The 24150-nt window shown below is 64.3% G+C and carries 22 protein-coding genes; 8 read left to right on the plus strand and 14 right to left on the minus strand.

Annotation, left to right across the window (positions count from 1 at the left end; all coding sequences use genetic code 11):
- The first annotated feature begins 12 nt into the window (after window positions 1-12).
- The 3 genes from I2I01_RS11500 (at window position 13) to I2I01_RS11510 (ending at window position 3101) form a co-directional block, all read left to right on the plus strand.
- A complete protein-coding gene (locus I2I01_RS11500; protein WP_196286582.1) occupies window positions 13-654 on the plus strand; it encodes a hypothetical protein in 642 nt (213 codons plus the stop codon).
- Window positions 655-671: 17 nt separating this feature from the next.
- Window positions 672-1031, plus strand: coding sequence for a hypothetical protein (locus I2I01_RS11505; protein WP_196286583.1), 360 nt, complete (start codon window positions 672-674; stop codon window positions 1029-1031).
- A gap of 78 nt (window positions 1032-1109) precedes the next feature.
- Window positions 1110-3101: a M1 family metallopeptidase gene (locus I2I01_RS11510; protein ID WP_196286584.1), complete on the plus strand. Its 1992-nt coding sequence runs from the start codon at window positions 1110-1112 to the stop codon at window positions 3099-3101.
- Between the two features lie 145 nt (window positions 3102-3246).
- Here I2I01_RS11510 and I2I01_RS11515 read toward each other — a convergent pair whose 3' ends face one another.
- On the minus strand, window positions 3247-3663 hold the full coding sequence (locus I2I01_RS11515; protein ID WP_211537914.1) for a DUF983 domain-containing protein: 417 nt from the start codon (window positions 3661-3663) through the stop codon (window positions 3247-3249).
- Between the two features lie 432 nt (window positions 3664-4095).
- Here I2I01_RS11515 and I2I01_RS11520 point away from each other — a divergent pair, with 432 nt between their 5' ends.
- The gene (locus I2I01_RS11520; protein ID WP_211537915.1) at window positions 4096-5124 is read left to right on the plus strand and encodes a transglutaminase-like domain-containing protein; all 1029 of its coding nucleotides are present in this window, start codon (window positions 4096-4098) and stop codon (window positions 5122-5124) included.
- 102 nt (window positions 5125-5226) lie between these two features.
- Here I2I01_RS11520 and I2I01_RS11525 read toward each other — a convergent pair whose 3' ends face one another.
- From I2I01_RS11525 to I2I01_RS11565, 9 genes are all read right to left on the minus strand, one after another.
- Window positions 5227-6195: an aldo/keto reductase gene (locus I2I01_RS11525; protein ID WP_196286585.1), complete on the minus strand. Its 969-nt coding sequence runs from the start codon at window positions 6193-6195 to the stop codon at window positions 5227-5229.
- Between the two features lie 55 nt (window positions 6196-6250).
- Window positions 6251-7597, minus strand: a complete 1347-nt coding sequence (locus I2I01_RS11530; RefSeq protein WP_196286586.1) for an alpha-amylase family glycosyl hydrolase — start codon at window positions 7595-7597, stop codon at window positions 6251-6253.
- Between the two features lie 61 nt (window positions 7598-7658).
- Window positions 7659-8048 carry a VOC family protein gene (locus I2I01_RS11535; RefSeq protein WP_196286587.1) on the minus strand — a complete coding sequence of 130 codons (390 nt, stop codon included), beginning with the start codon at window positions 8046-8048 and terminating at the stop codon, window positions 7659-7661.
- Window positions 8049-8173: 125 nt separating this feature from the next.
- Window positions 8174-8653 carry a DinB family protein gene (locus I2I01_RS11540; protein WP_196286588.1) on the minus strand — a complete coding sequence of 160 codons (480 nt, stop codon included), beginning with the start codon at window positions 8651-8653 and terminating at the stop codon, window positions 8174-8176.
- Between the two features lie 203 nt (window positions 8654-8856).
- Entirely contained in the window at window positions 8857-10002 is a 1146-nt protein-coding gene (locus I2I01_RS11545; RefSeq protein ID WP_211537916.1) for a TlpA disulfide reductase family protein, read from the minus strand.
- A 209-nt stretch (window positions 10003-10211) separates the two neighbouring features.
- Window positions 10212-10802: a nitroreductase family protein gene (locus tag I2I01_RS11550; RefSeq protein ID WP_196286590.1), complete on the minus strand. Its 591-nt coding sequence runs from the start codon at window positions 10800-10802 to the stop codon at window positions 10212-10214.
- Window positions 10803-10900: 98 nt separating this feature from the next.
- On the minus strand, window positions 10901-11617 hold the full coding sequence (locus tag I2I01_RS11555; protein ID WP_196286591.1) for a DUF421 domain-containing protein: 717 nt from the start codon (window positions 11615-11617) through the stop codon (window positions 10901-10903).
- A gap of 34 nt (window positions 11618-11651) precedes the next feature.
- Entirely contained in the window at window positions 11652-13142 is a 1491-nt protein-coding gene (locus I2I01_RS11560; protein WP_196286592.1) for an alpha-amylase family glycosyl hydrolase, read from the minus strand.
- A gap of 51 nt (window positions 13143-13193) precedes the next feature.
- A complete protein-coding gene (locus I2I01_RS11565; protein WP_196286593.1) occupies window positions 13194-13577 on the minus strand; it encodes a DUF4844 domain-containing protein in 384 nt (127 codons plus the stop codon).
- Between the two features lie 238 nt (window positions 13578-13815).
- Here I2I01_RS11565 and I2I01_RS11570 point away from each other — a divergent pair, with 238 nt between their 5' ends.
- On the plus strand, window positions 13816-14556 hold the full coding sequence (locus I2I01_RS11570) for a phosphatase PAP2 family protein (RefSeq protein ID WP_196286594.1): 741 nt from the start codon (window positions 13816-13818) through the stop codon (window positions 14554-14556).
- Window positions 14557-14603: 47 nt separating this feature from the next.
- Window positions 14604-15239 (plus strand): phosphatase PAP2 family protein, encoded by a 636-nt coding sequence (locus I2I01_RS11575; RefSeq protein WP_196286595.1) that lies wholly within the window; start codon window positions 14604-14606, stop codon window positions 15237-15239.
- Here the strand turns inward: I2I01_RS11575 and I2I01_RS11580 are convergent.
- From I2I01_RS11580 to I2I01_RS11590, 3 genes are read right to left on the minus strand one after another with little or no spacing between them, the layout of a single operon-like run.
- A complete protein-coding gene (locus tag I2I01_RS11580) occupies window positions 15236-15793 on the minus strand; it encodes a GNAT family N-acetyltransferase (RefSeq protein ID WP_196286596.1) in 558 nt (185 codons plus the stop codon). The two genes, I2I01_RS11575 and I2I01_RS11580, sit on opposite strands and share 4 nt — an antisense overlap.
- Window positions 15794-15832: 39 nt before the next feature.
- Window positions 15833-17290: a TlpA disulfide reductase family protein gene (locus tag I2I01_RS11585; RefSeq protein ID WP_230679072.1), complete on the minus strand. Its 1458-nt coding sequence runs from the start codon at window positions 17288-17290 to the stop codon at window positions 15833-15835.
- A 56-nt stretch (window positions 17291-17346) separates the two neighbouring features.
- Entirely contained in the window at window positions 17347-20241 is a 2895-nt protein-coding gene (locus tag I2I01_RS11590; protein WP_196286598.1) for a TIM-barrel domain-containing protein, read from the minus strand.
- Between the two features lie 168 nt (window positions 20242-20409).
- On the opposite strand from I2I01_RS11590, the gene I2I01_RS11595 reads away from it, so the two are divergent.
- Complete coding sequence (locus I2I01_RS11595; RefSeq protein ID WP_196286599.1) at window positions 20410-21486, plus strand: NYN domain-containing protein; 1077 nt, start codon at window positions 20410-20412, stop codon at window positions 21484-21486.
- Between the two features lie 124 nt (window positions 21487-21610).
- Window positions 21611-21979, plus strand: coding sequence for a hypothetical protein (locus I2I01_RS11600; protein ID WP_196286600.1), 369 nt, complete (start codon window positions 21611-21613; stop codon window positions 21977-21979).
- A gap of 154 nt (window positions 21980-22133) precedes the next feature.
- Here I2I01_RS11600 and ggt read toward each other — a convergent pair whose 3' ends face one another.
- Window positions 22134-23885, minus strand: a complete 1752-nt coding sequence (ggt, locus tag I2I01_RS11605) for a gamma-glutamyltransferase (RefSeq protein WP_196286601.1) — start codon at window positions 23883-23885, stop codon at window positions 22134-22136.
- Between the last annotated feature and the right edge of the window lie 265 nt (window positions 23886-24150).

Below are 24150 nucleotides of genomic sequence, written 5' to 3' on the forward strand. Positions count from 1 at the left end.
CCGCTACTTTTTATGAAACCCGTGCTGCTGTTGCTGTTGGCTTTGCTGCTGAAATTGCCGGCCGGCGCACCGCTTAAAGTGCGCGTCACACTCAGCCCGCTAACAAAAACGGCTTATGAGCAAGCAAAGAAGGCGGCCATTGTGACCAAGCCGACGCTGACGTTCCCGCTGAAGAAGCATAAGGGGCGGATAGTGATTCCGACAGCCAAGGGCCCGAAAGTTTTCCAGGATGTGCAGAAGGCCGATGATGAAACCGCCACTACCACCTACCAGTATCTAGGCTACTTGGAGAAGCTGCGGTTACATGTGCTGCAAATTCAACTTTGGGAAACTTCTGAATATGAACTGATAGATGCTCGCGGCAACATCACGGAGCTATGGAGCCCGCCCACCTGTTCGCCACAAATGCAATATCTGATGACGGTGTCGGGCAGCTTGGAATACGAAATGATGCCCAACGGTTTGCAGTTGTTTCGGTGCGCGCCGGTGGGGCTGCAGAAAGTGTGGGAACTGGCGCCCACCACTTGGGCACCGGATGAGGCCAGCACCTTCTGGGCTTCGGAAAGCACCGTATTTATCAAACAGAAACGCTACCCCAAACAGGATGTGAGCAAGAAGCCCTACTTCACGTATGCGAAGCTCACGATTCATTGAAAACCCAAATACGAGGGATGCCCCAGCGCCTGCTTTTCGTGTACAACGCCGACGCGGGGCTGCTGGCGGTCCTGAAGGACACCTTCCACAAAATCCTTTCGCCGGCCACGTATGCCTGCGCGCTGTGCGCCGTCACCTACGGCGCCACCAGCATGCGGCCCGAGTGGCGTGCGTTCATCAAGAAGCTGCCCGTGCCGGTCGATTTTTTGCATCGCGACGAGTTTGCGCGGGCTTATCCGGTGTGGGCGGCGCACCCGTTGCCGGCCGCTTTTGCCGTAGCCGAAACGGGTGCGCTAAAGCCTTTTATCGAAGCGGAAGAGATGAATGCCGCCGACTTAAACGGCCTCATGGAATTGGTGCGCCAAAAGCTGGCGTAGGGGCAGGGCCGCGCCGTTACCTTTGGCAAGAAAATAGGCGGTTCTCGCGCTTTTTACCATCATTCTATTCCTTTTTTCATGAAATTTCCTTTTTGGCTGGGGGCGGCGCTGCTCATGGCGGGCCCGGCGCTGGCGCAGTCTCAGCAGCCGGTGCCCACGGGGCCGGCATTTGATGCCCGCGCGCTGTTCGACCCCTCTTTTATTGAGCAGTTGAGCACGCCCACGCGCACGGCCGGCGGCCAGCCCGGCGCCCAGTACTGGCAAAACGCAGCCGACTACAAAATCGACGCCCGCCTCGACGAGAAAGCGGCCCGCGTGACGGCCACGGCCAGCATTACCTACACCAACAACTCACCCGACGCGCTGGCCTTTGTGTGGCTGCAACTCGACCAGAACCTGTACCGCACCAACTCGCGCGGGGCGGCAGCTACCTCGGTGGCCGGTGGGCGCTTCGGCAACTCGGCGCGCGGCTTTCAGGGCGGCGACTCGCTGCAGACGGTGAATATTGAGCTGCACGGCAAGAAGCTCAAAGCCAACTACCGGGTGCAGGACACGCGCATGCAAATCATCCTGCCCGAGCCGATGAAGCCCAAGGGCGACAAGCTCAAAATCGACATCGCCTACGGCTTCAACGTGCCCGAATACGGCTCCGACCGCCTGGGCCGTCTAAAAACCAAAAATGGCGAAATCTTCGAAATTGCGCAGTGGTACCCGCGCATGGCCGTGTACGACGACGTGGAGGGCTGGAACACGCTGCCCTACATGGTGGCCGAGTTTTACCTCGAATACGGCAACTTCGACTACACCGTGAACGTGCCAGCCAACTACCTGGTGGGTGGCTCGGGCGAACTGGTGAACCCCGCCGAGGTGCTCACCAGCGCCCAGCAGAGCCGCCTGGCTAAAGCCGCCGGCTCGGACCAGACCGTGCTGGTGCGCTCGGTGGATGAGGTGACGCAAGCCAACTCGCGCCCCGCCGGCAAAAACGGCCGCCTGACCTGGCACTTCAAGTGCCAGCGGGCGCGCGACGTGGCCTGGGCTGCTTCGGCGGCCTTTGTGTGGGACGCGGCCAAGATGAACCTGCCCAGCGGGCGCAAGTCGCTGGCCATGTCGCTCTACCCGGCCGAAGTGGCGCAGGACACGGCCTGGAACCGGAGCACCGAGTACGTGAAGAAGAGCATTGAGTACAACTCGAAGCAGTGGTACGAATACACTTACCCGGTGGCCACGAACGTGGCCGGCATCGTGGGCGGCATGGAGTACCCGGGTATTGTGTTTTGTGGCTCACGGGCCCGCAAGGCCGGCCTTTACAGCGTGACGGACCACGAGTTTGGCCACAACTGGTTCCCGATGATTGTGGGCTCGAACGAGCGCAAGTACCCGTGGATGGACGAGGGCTTCAACACCTTCATCAACATGCTGTCAAGCAGGGCCTTCAACAACGGCGAGTATGCCAAGCAGCTGAACGACACCGCCCGGCTGGTGGCCGGCAACATCCGCTACATGGCCGACCCTGCCACCGACCCGCCCTACACTGTACCCGATGTGACCCAGCCCAATCACCTGGGCTACGCCGCCTACAGCAAGATGGGCTACGGCCTACTGCTGCTGCGCTCCGAGATTCTCGGGCCTGAGCGGTTCGACTACGCCTTTCGCACCTACATCAAGCGCTGGGCATTCAAGCACCCGCAGCCCAAGGACTTTTTCCGAACGATGAACGAGGCCAGCGGCGAGGATTTGAGTTGGTTCTGGCGCGAGTGGGTGTACAACAACTGGATTCTGGACCAGGCCGTGACCACCGTCACCTATGTGAACCAGGACCCCGCCCAGGGTGCCCTCATCACCATCGAAAACCGCGGCCAGGCCGCCATGCCCGTGACGGCCGACGTGACCGAAACCGGCGGCAAAACCACTCGTGTGAAGCTGCCGGTCGAAATTTGGCAGCGCGGCGGCACCTGGACCTTCCGCTACAACTCCACCACGCCGCTCACGCAGGTGCGCCTCAACGCTACCAAGCTGCTGCCCGATGCAAACCCCGGCAACAACGTGTGGCGTGCGCAGGTGCTGCGTTGAGTTAAAAGTTAGCAGTCAAGCGCAAAGGCGCCTGTCATCCTGAGCGCAGCGAAGGACCTTATCACGCTGGAACGAGATGTTCTGACGTGATAAGGTCCTTCGCTGCGCTCAGGATGACAGGCGCCTTTGTGTTTTACTCTTAAGCCTAACCCCGGCCCCACTTCTTATTGTACCGCGCCCCGCCAAACAAATACAGCATCAGCGCCCGTGAATAGCGCAGGATGAGCGGCGTGAGCACCACTGTGACGCCCGTGATGATGGCCACGTACACCCAGGTGTCGGGGTTGTCTAACAGGTAGTAAATCAGTACGCCCAGCACCAGGAAGGTGGCCACGTTGAAACCGAAGGTGATATACATGGAGCCGAAGTAGAAACCCGGCTCGGGCTCGAAGCTCTGGCCGCACACGGGGCACTGCGCGGGCATCTGGGCAAACTTGGTGACGTTCCAGGCCGAGGTGCTGAACAAGTGGCCGCGGTGGCAGCGCGGGCAGCGCAGCTTGGCCAGCGCCAGGGCGGTGGAGTCGACCAGCTCGTAGTTATTAAAATCGGTGGGTTCGTTCATAACCGGGCAGGGGAGGAAGACATGGCAATAAAGGCTATACGGGAGAAGGCGGCCCGCGCCCATGCGCAAGCGGCTGGTGCGGTCCCGCCGCATTAATACCCCAAACTTACCGGGGGCCGCGCCTTCGCAGCCCGCTTTCGGGGTCTTACAGAACAAATCAACGCTACTGCCGAATCGCCTCGGGCGTGCTGACAGCCCCGGCAGGTCGGTAGCTTTCGTCGTGAACGCGGGCTGAACTGGCGGAAGCAGCCACGCGGCCGCCGGTTGTACCTTTGAGATACTGCTGGGGTCTGGTTGGCCCTGACTGGCGGACGCTTTCCGGGGCGTCGCGTCAACGGGCATCGCACGTGGCGTTGGCCGTTGAGTTGAAGCCATTGCGGCTACAATCCAGCTTGGTTGACGCCCGCCAGCAGCGACTAGTTGCCTGTTCTTGTGAACATTCCTTTCTTGAACCGCTCGGCCGGATGGGCCGGGCTGCTGGGCGCCTGCGCGGCGCTGTCGGGTTTCGGCGTGGCCGAGCCTTCGCCCCGGGCCGCTGCCCCGCGCAGCCGCACGTTTGTGCTCACCAGTACGGCCACGCTGCCCGTGGCGCCCGCCGGCACCCAGGCCCTCGACCTCTGGCTGCCCGTCCCGCATTCGGATGCCTCGCAGGACGTGCGCGACCTCAAAATAGAATCGCCAGTGCCCTACAAGATTGAGAAAGGCGCTTTCGGCAACGAGATGCTGCACCTGCGGCCCGCCACGTTGCCCACCGCGCCGCTCACTGTCAAGCTCACGGCTCAAATCACGCGCCGCGAGCACCTCAACCTGCGCGCCAACGCCCCCACGGCGAAAGCCGTGAAGGAAAAGCCCGACCCCAACCTGTCTCGCTGGCTCGGCCCCGACCGCCTCGTGCCGCTCGATGCCAAAATCAAGCAGCAAGCTGAAGAGGTGGTGGCCAAAGCTGGCGCCAAAACCGACCTGGAGAAAGCCCGCGCCATTTACGAGCACGTGGTGAGCACCGTGACCTACGACAAAACCGGCCAGGGCTGGGGCCGCGGCGACATCTACTACGCCTGCGACGCCCGCCGCGGCAACTGTACGGATTTTCACGCCATCGTCATCGGCTATTGCCGCGCGGTGGGCATTCCGGCGCGCTTCAGCATCGGCCTGCCCCTGCCCGCCGACCGGGGCAAGGGCGAAATCAAGGGCTACCACTGCTGGGCCGAGTTCTACACCAAGGAAACCGGCTGGGTACCCGTTGATGCCTCCGAAGCAGCCAAAAATCCGGATAAGCGCAACTACTTCTTCGGCGCCCACGACGAAAACCGCGTTGAATTCACCCGCGGCCGCGACGTGGAACTGGCCCCCAAGCAAGCTGGCCCGCCGCTCAACTACTTCGTGTACCCATACGCCGAAGCCGACGGCAAGCCGCTGGAAGTGGCCCGCACCTACGAGTTTGCGGATGTTGCAGCGAAGTAAACCCAATCGGCTGTCATCCTGAGCGCAGCGAAGGACCTTCTCACGCTAGAGTTTCTGCCGTGAGAAGGTCCTTCGCTGCGCTCAGGATGACAGGTGGTTGGGTTACTGTTCCGTCGTCTTCGCCACCTGGGCCTGCTCCAGCGTTTGCAAGTCGTCGGCCGTCAGGCGCAGCTCGGTGGCTTCGAGCAACTCCGTGACCTGGCCCACGCTGGTGGCACTGGCAATAGGCGCCGTCACGGTGGGCGCCTGCATTAGCCAGGCCAGGGCTACCTGGGCGGGCGTGGCCTGCTGGTGGTCGGCCACGGCGTCGAGGGCGGTGAGGAGGCGCAGGCCTTTTTCGTTCAGGTATTTCTGGCCTACGCCGGCGCCGCGCGGGCTTTTTTGCAGGTCGTTCTGGTCGCGGTACTTGCCGGTGAGGAAGCCGGCCGCCAGGCCGTAATACGGAATGGCGCTGATGTTTTCTTTCAGTAGGAGCGGGGCGAGGTTCTTTTCAAAGTCCTCCCGGTCGTACAGGTTATAGAGGTTTTGCAGCGTTTCGTAACGCGGGAAGCCGTGCTGCTGGCTGGCGGCCAGCGACTCCTGCAGGCGCTCGGCAGTGAAGTTGGAAGCGCCGATGGCGCGCACCTTGCCCTCTTTCACCAGCTGGGCGTAGGCTTCCAGGGTTTCTTCCACAGGCGTGGTCGGGTCGTCTTTGTGCGACTGGTAGAGGTCGATGTAGTCGGTGCCGAGGCGGCGGAGCGAGCCTTCCACGGCGCGCAGGATGTAGTCTTTTTTAAGGCCTTTGTTCTCCGGGTTCACCTCCCAGCCCACTTTAGTGGCAATAATCACGTCGTCGCGCCGGCCGCGGCGCTGCAGCCACTTGCCAATGATGGTTTCCGACTCGCCGCCCACGTGGCCGGGCACCCACACCGAGTAGCCGTCGGCCGTGTCGATGGCGTTGCCGCCGGCGGCCACAAAGGCATCGAGCACGGCAAAGGAAGTAGCCTCGTCGATGGTCCAGCCAAAGACGTTGCCGCCCAGCATGAGGGGCGCAATTTGCAGGCCGGAGCGGCCCAGTTCACGGGTTTGCATAGCAGTTTGAAGCGTCAAGGAATGAGATTCGCTAACCGCAAAACTGCGCCGAAGGTTAGGCTCCGGCCCCCGGTTCGGCTACCAGCACCCGCCAGCCGTGGGCGGGCACGGCCAGCGGCTGGCCGTCGCTCAGCACCACCGGGTCGCCGCTGAACAGGTCGCGCCAGTGGCCGGCCACGGCGGGCAGCGTACGCTCCTCGGCGGCGGTGTTTACGGCGCAAAGCATGGCCGCTTCGCCCTTGGCCCGCGCGAAAGCGTACACCTCCGGCGGGCCGGGTAGGCGGTAAAAGTGGCTGCTGGGGTCGCCATTGCGCAAGGCGGGGTGCGTTTGCTTGAGCTGCAGCAGGCGGGTGTAAAAATCCTGTAGCGGGTAACTGTTCCAATCTATTGTATCGCGGTCGAAAAAGGCCAGGCGGCGGTTTAGGGCGGCTTCCTGGCCGGAATAAAGCATCGGCATGCCCGGCAGCAGGGCCGTGAGCACGGCGAAGGGCAGGGCCAGCGGGCCCAGGCGCTCGTACTCGGTGCCGTCCCAGCTGTTCACGTCGTGGTTGCTGGTGAAGTGCATCAGGTACACGCTGGGTGGGTATTTCTCGCGCTCAGCGGCCAGGTAAATATCAATATCAGCCAGCGGGGCGTGGCCTTCGGCAATGCGGTCGAGCAGGTAGTGCAAGCGCAGGCCGAAAGTCATGTTGAAGGCCCGCTCCAGCAGCCGCGTGTCGGAGTTGAATTCCTCCCAGGTCAGCCCGCCCGAGGGGTAGAGTTCGTCCCATTCGGCCAGCATAAATACGGGCTTGATGGCGTCGAGCACGGGGCGGGCCTCGTCCCAAAAGTCGGTGGGTACCAGGCCGGCCACGTCGCAGCGGTAGCCGTCGATGTCGGCTTCGCGCAGCCAGTAGGCCAGGGCTTCGGTCATGTACCGGCGCATTTCCTGGTTGGTGTAGTCCAGGGCCACCACGTCGGTCCAGTCGGGCACGGGCGGCACCAGCTGGCCGTTGGCGTCGTGCTGGTACCAGTCGGGGTGCTTGGTGATGAGGGCGTTGTCGCGGCTGGTGTGGTTGGCCACCCAATCCAGAATGACCTTCATGCCCAGCCCGTGCGCCGTGTGCACCAAGTGGCGCAGGTCTGCGAGGGTGCCAAACTCGGGGTTCACCCCAAAGTAGTCGCGCACGGCGTAGGGCGAGCCCAGTGAGCCCTTGCGCCCCACTTCGCCAATGGGGTGCACCGGCATCAGCCACACAATGCTAACGCCCATTTCTTGCAGACGTGGCAAGTGGGCCTCGAAAGCCCGAAACGTGCCCTCCGGCGTGAAATTTCGAACGTTGACTTCGTAGATGGTGGCGTGGGCGGCCCACTCGGGGTGGGGCACGGTGAAGCGCGGGGCAAGCGGGTGGTCGTGGGGCATCAGCTGGGGAGGTAGCAACGAGGTTTCGCTACGCGGCCAGGTTGCTGACGGTTGCCAAGGCTTACCGCTCGTAAAACTCCAGCGGCAATCCGTCGGGGTCGCTGAAAAAGGTGAAGCGCCGGCCAGTTAGCTCATCCGTGCGAACGGGCTCGCAGGGCACGTTGTGCGCTTCCAGGTGGCGGATGGCGGCCTCCACATCGGGCACCGCAAAGGCCAGGTGGCGCAGGCCCGCCGCCTCGGGGTAGCTGGGGCGCGGAGGCGGGCTGGGAAAGGAGAACAGTTCGATAACATATTGCCCATTCACGGCCAAATCGAGCTTGTGCGAATCGCGCGCCGCGCGGTAGGTTTCGGCCAGGATTTCCAGGCCGAGTACCTCGGTGTAAAACCGTTTCGAGGCTGCGTAATCGGAGCAAATGAGGGCCACGTGGTGCAGGCCGAGCAAAGGCAGCATGGTAAAGCTTTAGGAGGGGTAGAAACGCGTATTTGCGTCTCGTCGGTGGTCGATTTTGCGTAGCGACGCGGCGCAAATATGCGTCTCTGCACCCCGACAGTTACTAAGATTAAAATACCCCGCTGCTATGTCCGAATCACATCGGTATCAACCGGCACGTAGCCCAGCTGCCGGCTCATGCTCAGGCACTGGCCTTTGTGGTGAAACTCGTGGGTGATGACGTGGGTGAACAGCTGCAGCGGCGAAAGCAACAACGGTGCCGGGTGCCGCGGCGATGCAAAACGCTGCGTGGTCAGCCACTGCCCGGCAAACTTCTGCCGAAACTCTGCCACCAGCGCATCTACGGCCGCAAACAGCGCCCGCACGGCGGCCACGTCCGGTGCCTGTTCGGGTGGCCGGCGCGCCAGCGGGCGGCCCAGGCCCACCTCGCCCAGCCAGGCTTGGTAGCACTCGGCCACGTGTACCAGCAAGTCGCGGATGCTGCTGTGGTTGAAGCCGGCCACCGGCGCCACAAAATGCGCCGGGCTGAGCGTGGCGCAGTAGCGCAGCAGCGCCGCGCGGGCCCCGCGAATCAGGTCGTATTGTTGGGCGAAGGCGGCGTCCATGGGAATTGGCTTTGAATCAAAAACGCTTGCCATCCTGAGCGCAGCAAAGGACCTTCTCACGGCTAACCTATCGCTATTTAACGTGAAAAGGTCCTCCGCTGCGCTCAGGATGACGGAAAATAAAAAGAAACGCCGCAAATCAGGGCCGTTTCCTACACGAAACGGCCCTGATTTGCGGCGTACGTCGCAGCGAAGAAAAACGCTTAGTTTACCTTGTTCAGCAGCTTGCCAAGGGTGTTTTGCAGCTCCTCGCCGCGCAGGTTGGTGGCCACGATTTTGCCCTGCGGGTCGAGCAAAAAGTTCTGCGGGATGGCTTGCACGCCGTACTCCTGAGCGGCGGCGTTGTTCCAGAATTTCAGGTCCGACACCTGCGTCCAGGCCAGGCCATCTTTCTCGATGGCGCGCATCCAGGCTTCGCGGGCACCTTCCTTGTCGAGCGACACGCCTAGGATGGTAAAGCCTTTGTCCTTGAAGGCGTTGTAGGCCTTCACCACGTTGGGGTTTTCCTGGCGGCAGGGGCCGCACCAGCTGGCCCAGAAGTCAATCAGCACGTACTTGCCGCGCAGGCTGCTCAGCTTCACGGGCACGTTGTCGGGGGTGTTCTGGGTGAAGTCGGGCGCCACGGCGCCCACGGCTACTTTTTGCAGGCGCGTGATTTGTTCCTCAATGCGCTTGCCCCGTACCGAGTTGCGCAGGCTGGGGCTCAGGCCTTGGTAGAGGGCCGCATACGACGTCACGTCGGGCACCGAGCCGCCCACGTCCTGCAGCACAAACAAGCTGTAGCGGGTGTCGGGGTGGGCCTTTAAGTAGGCGGTGCGGATTTGTTTTTGTTCGGCCTCGATGGGGTCAAGCTTGGCTTCGAGCTGCTTGATGTAGGCCGGGTCTTTGCGGGTGGCTTCGGGCTGGGCGCGGTATTCTTTAATGTAGGCCTCGTACCGGTCGTCCGACGATTTCAGCAGGGCGGCCAGCTTGGCTTTCTCGTCATTGAGCGGCGTGCCGCGCACCACGGCCTTGGTGGCCGAGTCGGGCATGCTGACGGTGATGGTGCCCTGCTCCAAAAGGAAAAAATCCTTGGTCGCGTCCTTCGATTTGGCCAGGGACGTGCCGTTGTGGCTCAGGATGAGCGTGGCGCGGCCCGGCTCGTTCACCGCCCCCTTGAACTCGAAGCGACCATTCTTCACGGCCGCCGAGTCGACCAGCCACTTCTGTGCGTTCACGTAGCGCAGGTAGGCTTTGGTGACGTTGGCTTTGGCGCCCACGGAGCCTTTCACCACAAAATTCTCGGTGGGGGCCTGCGCCTGGGCCAGGGCGGGCAGCAGCGCCAGCGCGCCGTAAACAAGTTTTTTCATGAGGGTAATGCAGAAAAGGGTTGGATTGATTAATAAGCTGGAAAAGAACGTCATGCTGAGTACAGCCGAAGCATCTCTACTGCAATAGCAAATCCTGTCGATTGGATTACTGCCGCGGTAGAGATGCTTCGGCTGCGCTCAGCACGACGTTCTTTAACACGACCTTTCAGGTCCTAAATATAGGCGAACGTCGGCCGGAATGGCCAGGCTTATTCGCTCACCCAGCGGGTTTTGTCTTGTACCGGCCCGCGGTGGCCCGGCGCGGAGGGCACTTCCACGTAGCCCAGCTGGAAAAACCCCAGCAGGCGGTCGTCGGCGTCGAGGCCGAAAAAGGCCTTGGCCTCGTCGGTGTAGGTGATGCCGCCGCTGCTCCAGTAGCCGCCCAGGCCGTAGGCATGGGCCGAGAGGTGCAGGTTTTGCACGGCGCAGGCCACGGCCTCGATTTCCTCGATTTCAGGCAGGCGGCGCTCGGTGCGCTTCATGGCCAGGGCGATGACGTGCGAGCACAGCGGCGGATTGCGGCGCAGGTTGGCGTGCTTGGCGGCTTTGTAGGCCGGGCCGGCGGTGCGCTCGTACAAATCGGCCTGAAAATCGGCCAGGCGCTGCAGGCCCGCGCCCGTGAACACAATGAAGCGCCAGGGCTCGGTTTGCTTGTGGCTAGGGGCCCAGTTGGCGTTTTCGAGCAGCTGCCACACGGTGGAATCGGGGATGACGCGGCCGGGCGCAAACTGCGGAATAAACGTGCTGCGCCGCGTGCGGATGAGGCGGTTGATTTGCTCGGTGTCGAAGAGTTCGGACATGCGGAAGCCAGAAAGGTGAATCAACTAAACCGACGGCCCGGGCGGAAGGTTGAAACGCTGCGCAGCCGGCAGCCCGCGCCTCTGTGCCACTCAGCAACCTACGCCACGCGCCGGCCGGTGCGGGTGGGCAGCCACTTGTCGCAGCGGCACACCGGGCAAGCCAGGGCGGGCGTGGGCGCCAGCGTTTCGACGTGGCCGCACTCGGAGCAGGCGTAGGTGCCAGCTTGCCCGATGACGCTGAGCGGGTTTTCGCGCAGCTCGGGCAAAATGGGCAGGCCGGGGCGCACGTCCTCGTCTTCGTAGAAGAAGGCGCTGATTTGGCCCGTGGCTTCAATGTAGGCCATGCGCACCTGGCCCAGGTGCTCCACCTGCTGCTGCCGCAGCTCGCCGAACAGCTCCTTGTGCGTGAGGTTCTGGTTGCGCAGGGCTTCGTGCACGAGGGCGCCATCGGCCACCAGCTTCACCGGTTTGCCCTCCAGCCAGTCGCTGAAGCCCGGCGCCCGCTCGGTGAGGCGGTTCAGCAGCACGTAGAGCAGCATCACCACCGCAAACACCACCACGATGTGCGAAAGGGCCACGTCGTGGTAAAACATGGCGTCGCCCGAGGCCGAGCCCAGCGCCAGAATGATGCTCAGCTCAAACAAAGAAAGTTGCCGCACCCCGCGCCGCCCGGTGATGCGCAACGCCGCCAGCGTGAGCAGGTAAGTGATGAGGCAGCGAAACGCCACTTCCAACAAAAACAGGGGCGGAGCGTCGGCCGACCACAGCAGGCGTTGCCAGTCGAAGGGCGTGATGGTTTCGGCAAGCAGGGGCATGGGCTGGGAAAAGAATAGTATCCCAGCTACTTACTCATTTGCCGGCTTTTCGTTCCCAAACCTGGTAGCCGTGCGGCCATAGCGTGACAGACGAGGCGGCGCTAAAGCCGCCTTTATCTTGCCCCACTGTGGCAAAAAGCCGCTGGTAAGGCTGGTCGACCATGGCCACGGCCGGCAGCTGCACCTGCTGCGGCTGGTCGCTCAGGTTCACGGCCACTAGCACGGCGGCGGTACCTTTCTGGCGCTCAAAAAACACGGTTTGCGGCGGGCTGGGCAGCAAGCGAAACTGGCTGGCCGCATCGAAATTATGCAAGGCCGGGTGGCGCTTCTTGAGCTGCAGCAGCGTGGTGTAAAAATCCTGCAGCGGGTAGCCATTCCACGGAATGGTGTCTTTGTCGAAGAAACGCAGGCGCTTTTTCATCGCCGCTTCCTGGCCGTTGTACAGCATCGGGATGCCGGGCCAAAGCGTGGTGAGCACGGCCTCGGGCAGGGCGTTGGCCCCGAGGCGCTCGTACTCGCTGCCGTCCCAGGCGTTGATGTCGTGGGTGCTGGTGAAAGTCATCAGATTCACGCCGGGCGGGTACATGCGGCGCTCGGCGGCCCAGTAGCGGGCCAGCTCAGTGGCGGGCTTCTGGCCCCGCCCAATGCTGTCGAGCAGGCCGTGCAAACTCAGGGCGTAGGTGGCATCGAAGGCCTTTTCGAGCAGGCGGGTGTGCGGGTCGAACTCCTGCCGCGAGATGAAGGTGGGCGGAAAAAGCTCGTCCCACTCGGCCAGCATAAACACGGGCTTCACCTTTTCCAACTCGCGGCGGGTGGCGTTCCAGAAGTCGGTGGGCACCAGCCCGGCCACGTCGCAGCGGTAGCCGTCGAGGCCGGCGGTTTTCACCCAATACACCATGCTTTCGGTCATGTACTGGCGCAGGGCGGGCTTGCGGTAGTCGAGGTCGATGACGTCCTGCCAGTCGGCCACCGGCGGGCGGAAGTTGCCTTTCGCGTCGCGGGTGTACCAGTCGGGGTGCTCGGTGGTAAGCGGGTTGTCCCAGCTGGTGTGGTTGGCCACCCAGTCCAGAATGACGTGCAGGCCGAGGCCGTGCGCCGTGCGCACGTAGTGCTGCAAATCGGCCAGCGTGCCCAGGTCGGGGTTCACGGCGCGGTAGTCGCGCACGGAGTAGGCGCTGCCCAGCGTGCCCTTGCGGTGGCTGCGGCCGATGGGGTGAATGGGCATGAGCCACACCACGCCCACGCCCATTTTCTGCAGGCGCGGCAGGTCGGCCTCGGCCGCCCGGAAAGTGCCCTGCGGCGTGTACTGCCGCACATTTACCTGGTAGATGCTGGCGTTGGTGGCCCAGGCCGGATGCCGGATGGTGAAGGCCGACGAATCGGCACCGGCGGGCGGCGCCGGAGCCTTCGGGGTGGTGGTTTCGGCGGTGGTGCTGGTCGTGGATTTGGGGTCTGACTGGCAGGCGCCCAGCAATAGCAGCGGCAGGAGCAGTGCCCGCAACGGGCAGGGAACGGCATAAGGCATGCGGCAAGGTAAGGCCGCGTCTGATAGCTAGCCTAGCAGCCGGGCCCGGCGCTATTTTTCCGGAGTGTTGCTTTCCGACACCAGCCCGCCCAGAAAATCCCCGTAAACGAATTTATTCAACTGCCCTTCCGAACTGGGCAAGCCCACAATGTCCATCAGCGTTTGGTACTGCTCGGCCACCCGTTCCCGGTCCTCGGTATCCAGCTCGGCGGCGTCGATTTGGGCCAGGCCGGCGGCCATGGCCTGCAAATACTGCTCCTGCGTGGGCTGGGCAGCACTGATGCGAATAAACTCATCGGCCGATTGGTTGAGCACCGCGTTGAGTACCGGCCGGATTTCCGCCGGCCAGGCGCCGGTGTACACTGAGTCTGCGTCAAATTTAGCCTGGGCCTTGAAGGCGTGTAGCTGCGGCAGCGCAGCAGCGGGAAGGTGCATGGGATGTTGGTTTTGTGAACGACAGGACGGAAGGAGGAGCAGCGCGGCAAGAGCCGCAAGGGGTAGCAGGCGGAGCAAAAAAGCCATGGGCCAAAGCTAAGCGTTGGAGGGCGGGGGCCGCCGGCCCGGCCATAAATCCCCTTCAGCTCAGCTACAGAATCGGGAGCGACTTTCGCAACTTCTGTTTCGGCCCTGCGGTATCCGCACCGTGGCGAGGGGCACCTTCCTTTTCAGCTTTATGCATTCCTTCTGGTTGCGCCTGCGCCACGCCCTCCGGGCCCACAAACTGCTGCTGCTGGCGCTGCTGGCCGGGCTGGTGCTGCCTTGGGTAGTGTTTGTGAACGTAGCCGAGGACATCTGGGAGTCCGGCGGCTTTGTGGGCGACAAGGCCATTCTGGAGTTTTGGCATGCCCACGCCACGCCGGCGCTCGACCGGCTGGCGCTGGCCTTCACCGCCGCCGGCGACCCGCTGCCCATGAGCCTGCTGGCCCTGGCCACCACGCTGGCGCTGGCCCGGTGGGGGCGCCGCCCGCAGGCGTGGTTTTTCGCGCTGTCGGTGGGCGGGGCCATGCTGCTGAACCTGCTGGTGAAAGTACTCTTCGCCCGGCCTCGGCCCGCGCTGTGGGTCAGCCTGAAGCCCGCATTCTACTACAGCTTTCCCAGCGGGCACGCCATGGGCGCGGCGGCCGTGGTCACGGCCCTGGGCTTTTTGCTGAAGCGGCACCGGTACCGAGGGCTAGTTTGGGGACTGGGGCTGCTGTTTGCGCTGGGCGTGGGCTGGAGCCGCTTGTACCTGGGCGTGCATTACCCTTCCGACGTGCTGGCCGGCTGGACCGGCTCGGTGGGCTGGGTGGCGGGGCTGCACTTGCTGTTTTCGCCCGAGTTCCACCGGCTGCGCCGGCTGTGGCGCGCGGCCCTGCACCGCCGCTGGCCCCGGCTGGTGGCCCCGCCGGCCGATGCTCCCGCGGCCACGGCTTAGCTGCGCAGAGGTTTATTTGCAGCCTTTCCAGCCCTGCTGCTCGTTTGATGACGCCCTCTTCGCCATTCACTTTCAACAAGCTCGGCCTTTGGGCGCTGCTGGGCCTGGCGTGGGCGGTATTCGGGGCGCTGGCCGTGGCCGTCGTGCGCGCCGGCGGGCCCGGCTGGGACGCGCCCATCCTGCTGTTCTGGCACCGCCACGCCACCCCCGTGCTCGATGCGCTGGCCGTTTTCCTAACCATTGTAGGCAATACCGGGCCCATGGTGGGGGCGGGCGTGCTGGTGCTGCTATGGTTGCTGCGGCGCCGGCAGTGGCGGGCCGCAGGCTTGTGGACGCTTTCGGTGGGCGGCTCCATGCTGCTCACGCAGGTTATCAAGGCGCTGGTGGCGCGGCCGCGGCCGTCGCTCTGGCTCAGCATCCGGCCCGAGCACACGCTCAGCTTCCCCAGCGGCCACGCCATGGATACGGCCGCCCTGGCCACGGCGCTGTTTTTCCTGCTGCCGGGCCGGCCGTGGGCGGGGCGGCTGGCGGCGCTGTTTGCGCTGGCCGTGGGCTGGGCGCGCATGTACCTGGGCGTGCACAACCCCTCCGACGTGCTGGCCGGCTGGTGCGCCGCCGTGGGCTGGGTGCTGCTGGTGCAGCTGCTGGCTGCGCGGGTTTGGCCCGAAAAGGCCGCTTTTTAAGTCGCCTTCGTTAAGCCCGGCGCCGCGGCCTCGTACCACACGCAGCGGGTACCGCCCTCCAGAAACTCGTTGCCCTCCCGCAAACCAATCTTGGCGAGAATGCGCCGGGAACCCACGTTTTCTGCATCGGCATACGCACAGATGCGCGGCAGCTTCAGGGTTTGAAACCCATGGTCGAGCCAGGCTTGCGCTGCTTCGAAGCCGTAGCCCTGGCCCCAAAACTGCGGCCGAAACCGGTAGCCAAGGTCGTAGAAATCGTGCTGGCCGTTGATGGGGCCGGCTACCAGCTTCAATCCGGCCCAGCCCATGAATTCGCCGGTGTCGCGCAGCAGCACCGCCCAGCGGCCGATGCCGGTGGCCGCGTATTGGGCCTGAATGAAGGCGATGGTATCGGCACTTTGGCTTAACTCACTCACCATCTGGCCGCCCACGCCGCCGAGGTAGCGGTGCACGGCCGGGTCCGAGTCGAGCGCAAACATGCCCGGCGCATCAGCAGCCGTGAGCGGACGGAAGTGTAGGCGGGCGGAATCGAAGGGCTGTGCAGTAGGAAGCATGAAGTGAGAAAGCGGTGGGTTTTGAACAGTCAGCGGCGGTTAAGGCACCAGCTTTTTAGCCGCCAACGCCTTTAGCGTAGTTTCCAATGTCGCCGCCGCGGCCGGGTTACTCGGATGCGGGGCATTGGCATCAATAATAAGACCGTCGGGGCCAATAAGCCAGCATTGGGGCACCCCCCGCTGCTCCCACAGCCGGCGCAGGGCGGGGTCAGTCAGCTCGCCCAACACCTGCATTTGGTTGGGCGCCTCGGCCAGGTGGTCGGCGGCCACAGCCCGGCGCCAGGCTGCAGCATTGGCATCAATGGAAAGGCTTACAAATACCACCTGCCGGCTGCGGCCGGCAAACTGCGCCTGCAAGGCCCGCAGGGCGGGGGCGTCGGCCCGGCAGGGCTGGCACCAACTGGCCCACACGTCTACGTACACGAGCTTGCCGCGCAGGTCGGCCCAGCGCACGGGCTGGCCGTTCAGGTCCGTCATGCCAAAGCTTGGCGCGGGTTGTTGGGGGCGGGTGCCGGCCAGCTCAGCGGCCCGTTGTTTCAGCGCCCTGCGCAGCTCAGGCGTGGCCCCCTGGGCCTCAAAGTCGGCCAGCCGGGCGTCGAAGTCGGCCGCGATGCCGTGCCGCAGCAGGTCATCAAGCACCTGGGCCAGCACGTAGTTGCGGGTGGTGCCGGCAGGCAGCACCTGCCGCGCCGTGTCGTAGGCCCACGAAAACTGGGGGGTTACAAACGCGGGAAACGGCAGCTGCTGCCGCCGTTCGCGCAGCAGGTAGGTGGCGTAGTAGTGCGCAAACTGCCGATAGGCCGGGTGCGCCAGCAGCGAATCTTGCGGCAGCGGCAGCTCGGTCAGGAAGCCGTAGTAGGCTTCGGGCATGGGCCGGACCACGCGGCCCTGCGGCCATTTGTCGTATTCGTAGCGGTGGGTCGATGTAAGCAGGGCGTGGCCCCAGTCGTAGCGAATGGCCGCAGCTTCCTGGCGTCGGAGGGCGGGTGGCAGCGGGTGGGCGCGGTCGGCAACGCGCAGCCCGGCTTCGGCCCGCTGGCGGTAGTGGTCGGCCAGGGCGCGTGTCCGGGCCGGGTTGCGGGGTTCGGGCCGGCCCTCGGGCGCGTCGTTGAAATGACTGGTGCGGGCCCGGCGCTGGGCGGCGCGGTAGTAATTTATGGATGCGTCGGGCCCGGCAAAGCCCAGGGTTTGGTTGAAATGACGGGCGTCCACGGTTAGCGTGAGGGTGTCGCCGGGCGTGAGCCACACGTCGGTGTAGTGCCTCGTCCGGTCGGGGCGGCCCAAGCCCCACTGAGCCGCCAGCGGCCGGGGCAGGCTGTCGAGCACAAACTGGAACTCACCCTGCGGACTCAACCGAACGTGTTTGAACACCGGCGTGGGGTCGAGCAGATTTCGCGACCAGGCCAGGAACACCGCAGAATCTTTAGCGTGCAGCACCCGGCCCCGCAGCACGGCGCGGGCAGCAGGCTGGGCCGCCACGCGCCCACAGCCGAGCATCAATAGGCAGCAAAGCAATTTCCTAAACAGGCTCATAAGAGTGGGTAAGCCGGTGTTTACTGCGCCACAATCAGCCGCTGGTGTTGGCCAGCTACTTCGGCCGTGTACACGCCAGGCGGCACGGGCTGGCCGGCGGCGCCGCGGGCGTCCCAGGCCAGGGCGTGGGGGCCGGGCGCGGCCGCCAGCGGCAATGCCCGCACGGTGCGGCCCTGCGCGTTGCGGATAAGCAGTTGCGCCTCGGTAGGGCTGGAAGCGTGGCGGGTGAAGTGCAACGTGGTGCCGCCGGGCCCAAAGCTGCGCCGGTCCGGTGCTTCCAGTGTCAGGGTTTCGGGCGCGGCGTCAGAAGCGGGGGAGGCCAGAATTTTTAGGCCGCGCATGCTCACGGCCACCCCGGCGTTCATCAGGAAGTGCACTTCCAACTCGTGCGTGGTCGGGTTGTAGGCGTAGCCTTCGGCCGGCACAGGCTTCTCGTCGAAATAGATGGCCGTGGGCGGGGCGGCCACTCGCTGCACCAGCAGCCGCAGGTACCGGAACACCGGCTGGCCGGGGTATTCGCCGTTGCTACTCAAAATCACGTCGGTTTGCTCCGGCGTGCAGAAGCCGCGCATGGTTAGCGTTTCGTACTGCCGCCGGGCCAGCGCCTGGGCCGAGTGCCCATCGTCGTCGTACATGGTAAACTCCGACTCACTCGCCTGCGGGTCGGGGTAGTAACGCAGCAGCAGGGTATCGGGGCGGTAGAAGGCGGTGCTGGGCCGGTAGGCCGTCATCGGCAGGAAGGCGCCGCCCCGCACCAATAGTGGCGGGTGGGCCAGCGGTGCAGGCACGCCCACGGTGCCGTTGCCGGGGTAGGCTTGGTTGGTGTAAAAATCAATCCAATTGCCGTTGGGCAGCACCACGTTGCGCCGCCGCTGGCCGGGGTGCAGCACGGGCGCCACCAGCAGGCTGGGGCCGAGAAGGTATTGGTCGTTGGCTGTAGCCAGCTGCTGGGCCACCAGCGAATCTTCCGGCGAGGGCGGCAGGCTAGGGAGCGAGGGGTAACGGTTATTAAAATCCATGGCCCGCACCAGCGGCAAGCCCCGGGTCGTGTTCAGCCAGGCCAGCGTGTAGAGGTAGGGCAGCAACTGGTAGCGCAGGTGCACCGCGGCGCGCACGCTGCTTTTGTAGGGGTCGGGGTAGAAATACGGCTCCGGCGGCACATCCGAGGCGTGCGGCCGCAGGATGGGGCAGAGGCTGGCCATTTGCAGCCAGCGCGTGTACAGTTCCGGGTCGATGCCGCCCACGCAAAAGCCGCCCGCGTCGGAGTGCATGTAGCCCACGCCGCCCTGGCCCATGCCCAGCAACACGGGCACCTGGGCCTGGTATCCGCTCCAGGAGCGGTTGATGTCGCCCGACCACGGAAAAACGGAGTTGCGCTGCATGCCCGCCCAGCCTGAGCGCGCCAGGTTGAACAGCCGCTCGTTGGGGAAGTCCCGGGCGTAGCCTTCGCTCAAAATGCCGGCCCAGCTTTGCCCAAAGGCATTGTGCACGACGCGGGCCGGGCCAGCCACGTGCTGCATGGCCGCGGGGTGGTTTTCGGGCTCGCCCAGGTCGCTCCACCAGCCGGCGGCGCCCTCCTGGTGCAACTTTTTGTAATAGCCCCACAGCCAGTCGCGGGTCTGGGGCTTGAACACATCCAGAATGCTGGCCGGCCCCGCCCAAAACGACGCCACCGTGTACGGCCGCCCTGCCGCCGTGGTGCCCACCAACCCCTGGGTGCGCACGGTCGAGTCGTTGCGCGAGGTGCGCATCACGTAAGGCTCCGAGATGAGGACCGTCTTCACGCCCTGCTTCTGCAAGCCGCTCATCATGCCCGCAGGGTCGGGAAAATGAAACCGGTCCCAGCTAAAATCGCCTTGCTTTTTAATACCGCCAAACCAGTACAAGTCCAGCACCAGCGCGTCGAGCGGGAAATTTTCGCGGCGCATGCGGGCCGCTACCTGTTGCATCTCCACGTCGCTCTGGTACCCGAAGCGGCTCTGGATGAGGCCCAGCGCCCAGCGCGGCGGAAGGGGCTGCCGGCCGGTCAGGGCGGTGTAGCGGTCCAGGATTTCGGCTTGGTTGCGGCCCGTTATTACGAAGTAGGAAAGCGAAGTGAGCCCTTCGCCGCCGTATTCCAGCACGTTCTTATCGGTCTTGCCGAGGTCGAGGTAGCCGGGCGCGTGGTTGTCGAAAAACAGCATATAGCCCCGGCTGCTGAGTACCGTGGGCAGCGCGATGTTCAGGTTGGGCTCGTGGTTCTGCGAGCCGTAATGCGCCTGGTTGTACAGCTCCAGCCGGTACCCGTGCCGGTCCACGGGCAAGGCGCGGGAGCCGGTGCCGTAAAGGTGCTCGTCCGGCGCCAGGCGAAAGCGCACGGCCACGCCGCCGGGCTCGGGCTTGGTAGCCGGGGTAGGAGAGGCGGCATCGCGGCGAAAGATGGAGCCTTCTTGGGAAATGGAAAGTTTGTGTTGTTGAAGGCTTAACTGTAATGTGCGTTTATCAAATGCTATTGCTAGCCCATTGGCCAGCAGCCCGGATACTGTTGATACCTTCTTTTCGGCTACTGGTGTAATAGTTGGAAAGATTCTAGTGCCCTCCCAATACGTAGGCTGAGGTGCCAGAACGACACTCACCGAGCTGTCTGATTTTGCCGCCTTTCCGCCGGTTTGATAAGTCACTTTTACGATGCCTTCGCCCCAGGGCATCACCTGTAAGACACTACCATCAGTGGAATGAATAATGAGCATATCGCAGCTAAGCGAATGCGACTTATACCGCCCGCCCGGCACCGCCCGCGCTGGCACCACGCGCCGCCCAAACGGGTCCTGCGCCGTCCGGCCGTTATCGGCCTGCTGGGCGTGCGCCGCCGGGCAAAGGGAAAAGTGCAGCGCCAGCAGCGCCGCGGCAGCTGAGGCCAGGTTTCGTACCTTCATCCGGTTAAATAACGCACAAGCCGACAAACTCGCCACCATATTCCACCGGTTGTCCCTGCTTTCCAGGGGTTCACGACGTGGCGGGTTGCCGGCCGGGTGCGCGCCGCAAAATGTTCTGGTCTACCCACAGAGCTGTTCCTCCGTGCCTAGATTCCAACTTTTTGCGCCATGTTGTCGAAACCCACAACATCTTCCTACGCTGCGGTATTCATTGATTTTGAGAATATTTACTATTTTCTCAAGAATCATTTCCACGACCCGCCCGACCTCAACGACTACGTGCTCGAAATCATCCGTTCGCTGCGCGAGGAGCTGAGCGGGAAGGGCCTCGACTCGCTCATTAGCTACGCCTACGCCGACTTCGAGCGCCTGGCCACCGCCCCGCAGGGCGCCCTCTACCTGATGGGCGTGAGCACCCGCAACGTGCTGGGCACCGACCACAAAAACGCCGCCGACATGCAGCTCTGCATCGACGCGCTGGAGGTGATGTACACCCGCCCCGACATCGGCACCTTCGTGCTCGTGGCCGGCGACCGGGACTACATTCCCGTGCTGCAGCACCTGCGCCGCCAGGCCCGGCAGGTGCTGGTGGCCGGCTTCCGCGAGTCGGTATCCGGCGATTTGCTGCAAAACATCGGTTCCGCGCAGTTCCTCGACGCGCGCGACCTGCTGGGCACCGACCGCGTGGAGCAGCTCGAAAAGCGCCGCACCGACCGCCTGCGCATGCAGGAGGAAAGCCGCCGCCTGCGCGAGCAGGGCTTGGTGGGCGTGCCCTCGGCGGCCGCGCTGGCCGCCAGCGCCGCCGCCGATACCCCCGGCACCAGCCGGGGCCCGCTGGTGGCGCCAGTGCCGTCGGCCGGTGCGCCGCGGCCCATCGCGCCCGCGGCAATGCGGCCCGCCGCGCCGCGGTTTGGCGAGGAGGTGCCCGACTTTGCGCCCGTCCGGCCGCTGGCGCGCGAGATTGAGCGGCGCACGCTGGCCTTCATCCTCAGCGAGTTCCAAAAGCTGGAGGCCAAGCAGCAGCGCCGCGTGCCCGAGCTGTGGCTGGGCCCGTTTATGCGCCTGCTCACCGACGAGCTGCCCGAACTGCCCGACTACGAGCGCCGCGACCTGCTCAACCACTTGCGCGACGCCGGCACCATTCGCATCGAGAAGCGCGAGGGCGAGCCGCACCCCTTTTCGGTTATTGTGGTCAACTACAACCACCCCGACGTGCAGGCCCTGCACCCAGGCGAGGAAAACTAGCCGCCGGCCCGGTTATCTTTGGGCGCCGAATAGGGCTGTTTAAGGCTCCGTTCGATGCGCCGGGGACGTCATCGCCGCTCCGGCCGGTTCCGGTTTACTTTCTTCATCTCCAATTTCTGTTTCCATGAGCTTCATTTCCGAAGTAGAGTCCAGCATCCAAGTTCTGTTCAAGGCCACCGGCCAGGGCTTCCAGGGCGACCCCGACGCGGGCGTCAACCAGATTGACAACTGGATTAACCACCTCAGCGCCATCGACCAGCCCGTGCTGCGCCCCATTGTGGCCGAGCTGCAAACCCTGCGCCGCCACATCGAAGGCAATAACGCCGCCGGCATGGCCGAAGCCTTCCAGACCCTGGGCGAACTCACTGCCCAGTCGGCCCTCACCACCCACAACTTCAGCGGCGAAGGCGACAAAGCCCGCGAAGTCAGCCAGAAGCTGATTGCCGCCGCCGGCAACCTGCGCCACGTGGCCAGCACGGCTGTTGCCCGCTAGATAGTACTTGAGCCGAATGGGCTCAGCTTAAAAACCAGAACGTCCTGCTGAGCGGCGTCGAAGCAGCTCTCCCGCGTAAGTAATTTAATTACTATTGCGGGGGAGCTGCTTCGACGCCGCTTAGCAGGACGTTCTTTTTTGCTCTTACTTCTCGCTAATACCCCAGCGCCGTGTCATCGCCGCGCGGGTCGGCGCCTCCTTCCAGGGTGCCGTCGGGCAGCACGTGGATGATGTCGAGGCGGCCCCAGGGCAGGCGGGGCTGGGGGTGGTAGCCGCGGGCACGCAGGGTGTCCTGGGCAGCGGGGAGCAGGGCGCCGGCTTCCACATCGAGCACGTCGGGCAGCCACTGGTGGTGCAGGCGCGGCGCCGTCACCACTTGCTGGGCGTTCAGGCCATAGTCGACAATGCCCACAATGCTTTGCAACACGCTGGTAATGATGGTGCTGCCACCGGGCGAGCCTGTGACAAGGGCCACGCGGCCGTTGCGGGTGAGGATGGTGGGCGTCATGCTGCTGAGCATGCGCTTGCCGGGGGCAATGGCATTGGCCGTGCCGCCCACCAGGCCGTAGGAGTTGGGCGTGCCGGCCTTGGCCGAGAAATCGTCCATCTCATTATTGAGCAGGAAACCGGCGCCGGGCACTACCACTTTACTGCCGTAGCCGCCGTTGAGGGTGGTGGTGCAGCTCACAGCGTTGCCGAGAGCGTCCACGATGCTGTAGTGGGTGGTTTGGTCGCTTTCGTAGCCGGGCAGGTTGGCGCCGGCCGTCACTTCGGAGCTGGCCGAGGCCCGGCCCTTGGGGCGCATGGAAGCGGCTCGTTGGCGGTTGTAGTCCACGTCGAGCAGCTTCTGGGTGGGCACGAAGCCGAAATCGGGGTCGCCGAGGTAGGTGGCGCGGTCGGCGTAGGCGCGGCGCTCGGCCTCGGTGAGGAAATGCACCGACAGGGGCGTGTGGTAGCCGGCCTGGGCCAGGTCGACGGGCTCCAGCATTTGCAGCATTTGCAGCAGGGCCACACCGCCGGAGCTGGGCGGGGGCATGGTTATCACGTCGTAGTCGCGGTAGCGTCCGCGCAGGGGCTCGCGCCACTTGGCTTTGTAGCTGTCAAGGTCGGCCTGGCTCACGAGGCCGCCGGTGCGTTTCATCTCGGCCAGCAGCAGGCGGGCGGTTTCGCCGCGGTAGAAGCCGGCGCGGCCCTGGTCGCGGATGCGGGTGAGGGTGCGGGCCAGCTCGGGCAGGCGCAAGGTGTCGCCAGACTGCCACTCGCCGCCTCCGGGGCGCACGTAGGCGGGCGGGTTGCCGGGGTTGTATTTCTCAAAATCGGCCCGCGCGCGGTTGAGGCCGGCGGCTTCTTTGGTGGTGAGGGCAAAGCCTTTGGTGGCCAACGCAATGGCTGGCTGCACCAGCGACGGCCAGGAGAGCTTGCCCAACTGCCGGTGCAGGGTGGCCATGCCAGCCACGGTGCCGGGCGTGCCCACGGCCAGCGGGCCGGCGGTGCTCAGGTTGGGCACCACGTTGCCGCTTTTGTCGAGGTACATGTCGCGCGTGGCGGCTTGGGGGGCCGTTTCGCGGAAGTCGAGCGAGCCGGCCGAGCCGTTGCGGTCGCGGTAGAGCAGGAAGCCGCCGCCGCCGATGTTGCCGGCCGCCGGCAGCACCACCGCCAGGGCAAACTGCACGGCCACGGCCGCGTCGTAGGCGTTGCCGCCGCGCTGCAGAATCTGGGTGCCAATGCGCGAGGCCTCGGGGTGGGCCGACACCACCATGGCGTAGCGGGCCAGCTTGGGCGCCGCCGCCTTGGGAATGGGCGTGCCCAACGAACCCTCGAAGGCGCGCGAAGTGGACGTGACGGGCCGCTCGGCCGAGCAAGCCAGCAGCAGCGCCAGCGGAATGGCAAGTAAACGTTTCAGCATGGAGCAAAATAACGGGAATAATGGCGGCTGACAATGCATCAGGCGATGAACGGGGCACAATTCGCGACGGCTGTCATCCTGCGTGGCGCGAAGGTTTTGGCTGGTGTAAAGAACCTGCTCTGTCATCCTGAGCGTAGCGAAGGACCTTATCACGTTTGAACGACAGTTGTTCCGGCGTGAGAAGGTCCTTCGCTGCGCTCAGGATGACAGACATTATCAATTGCTTATTCCTGATTCGATAGCGCACGGCCTTACATTTGGCCCA

The organism is Hymenobacter properus (assembly GCF_015694735.1).
GTDB lineage: Bacteria > Bacteroidota > Bacteroidia > Cytophagales > Hymenobacteraceae > Hymenobacter > Hymenobacter properus.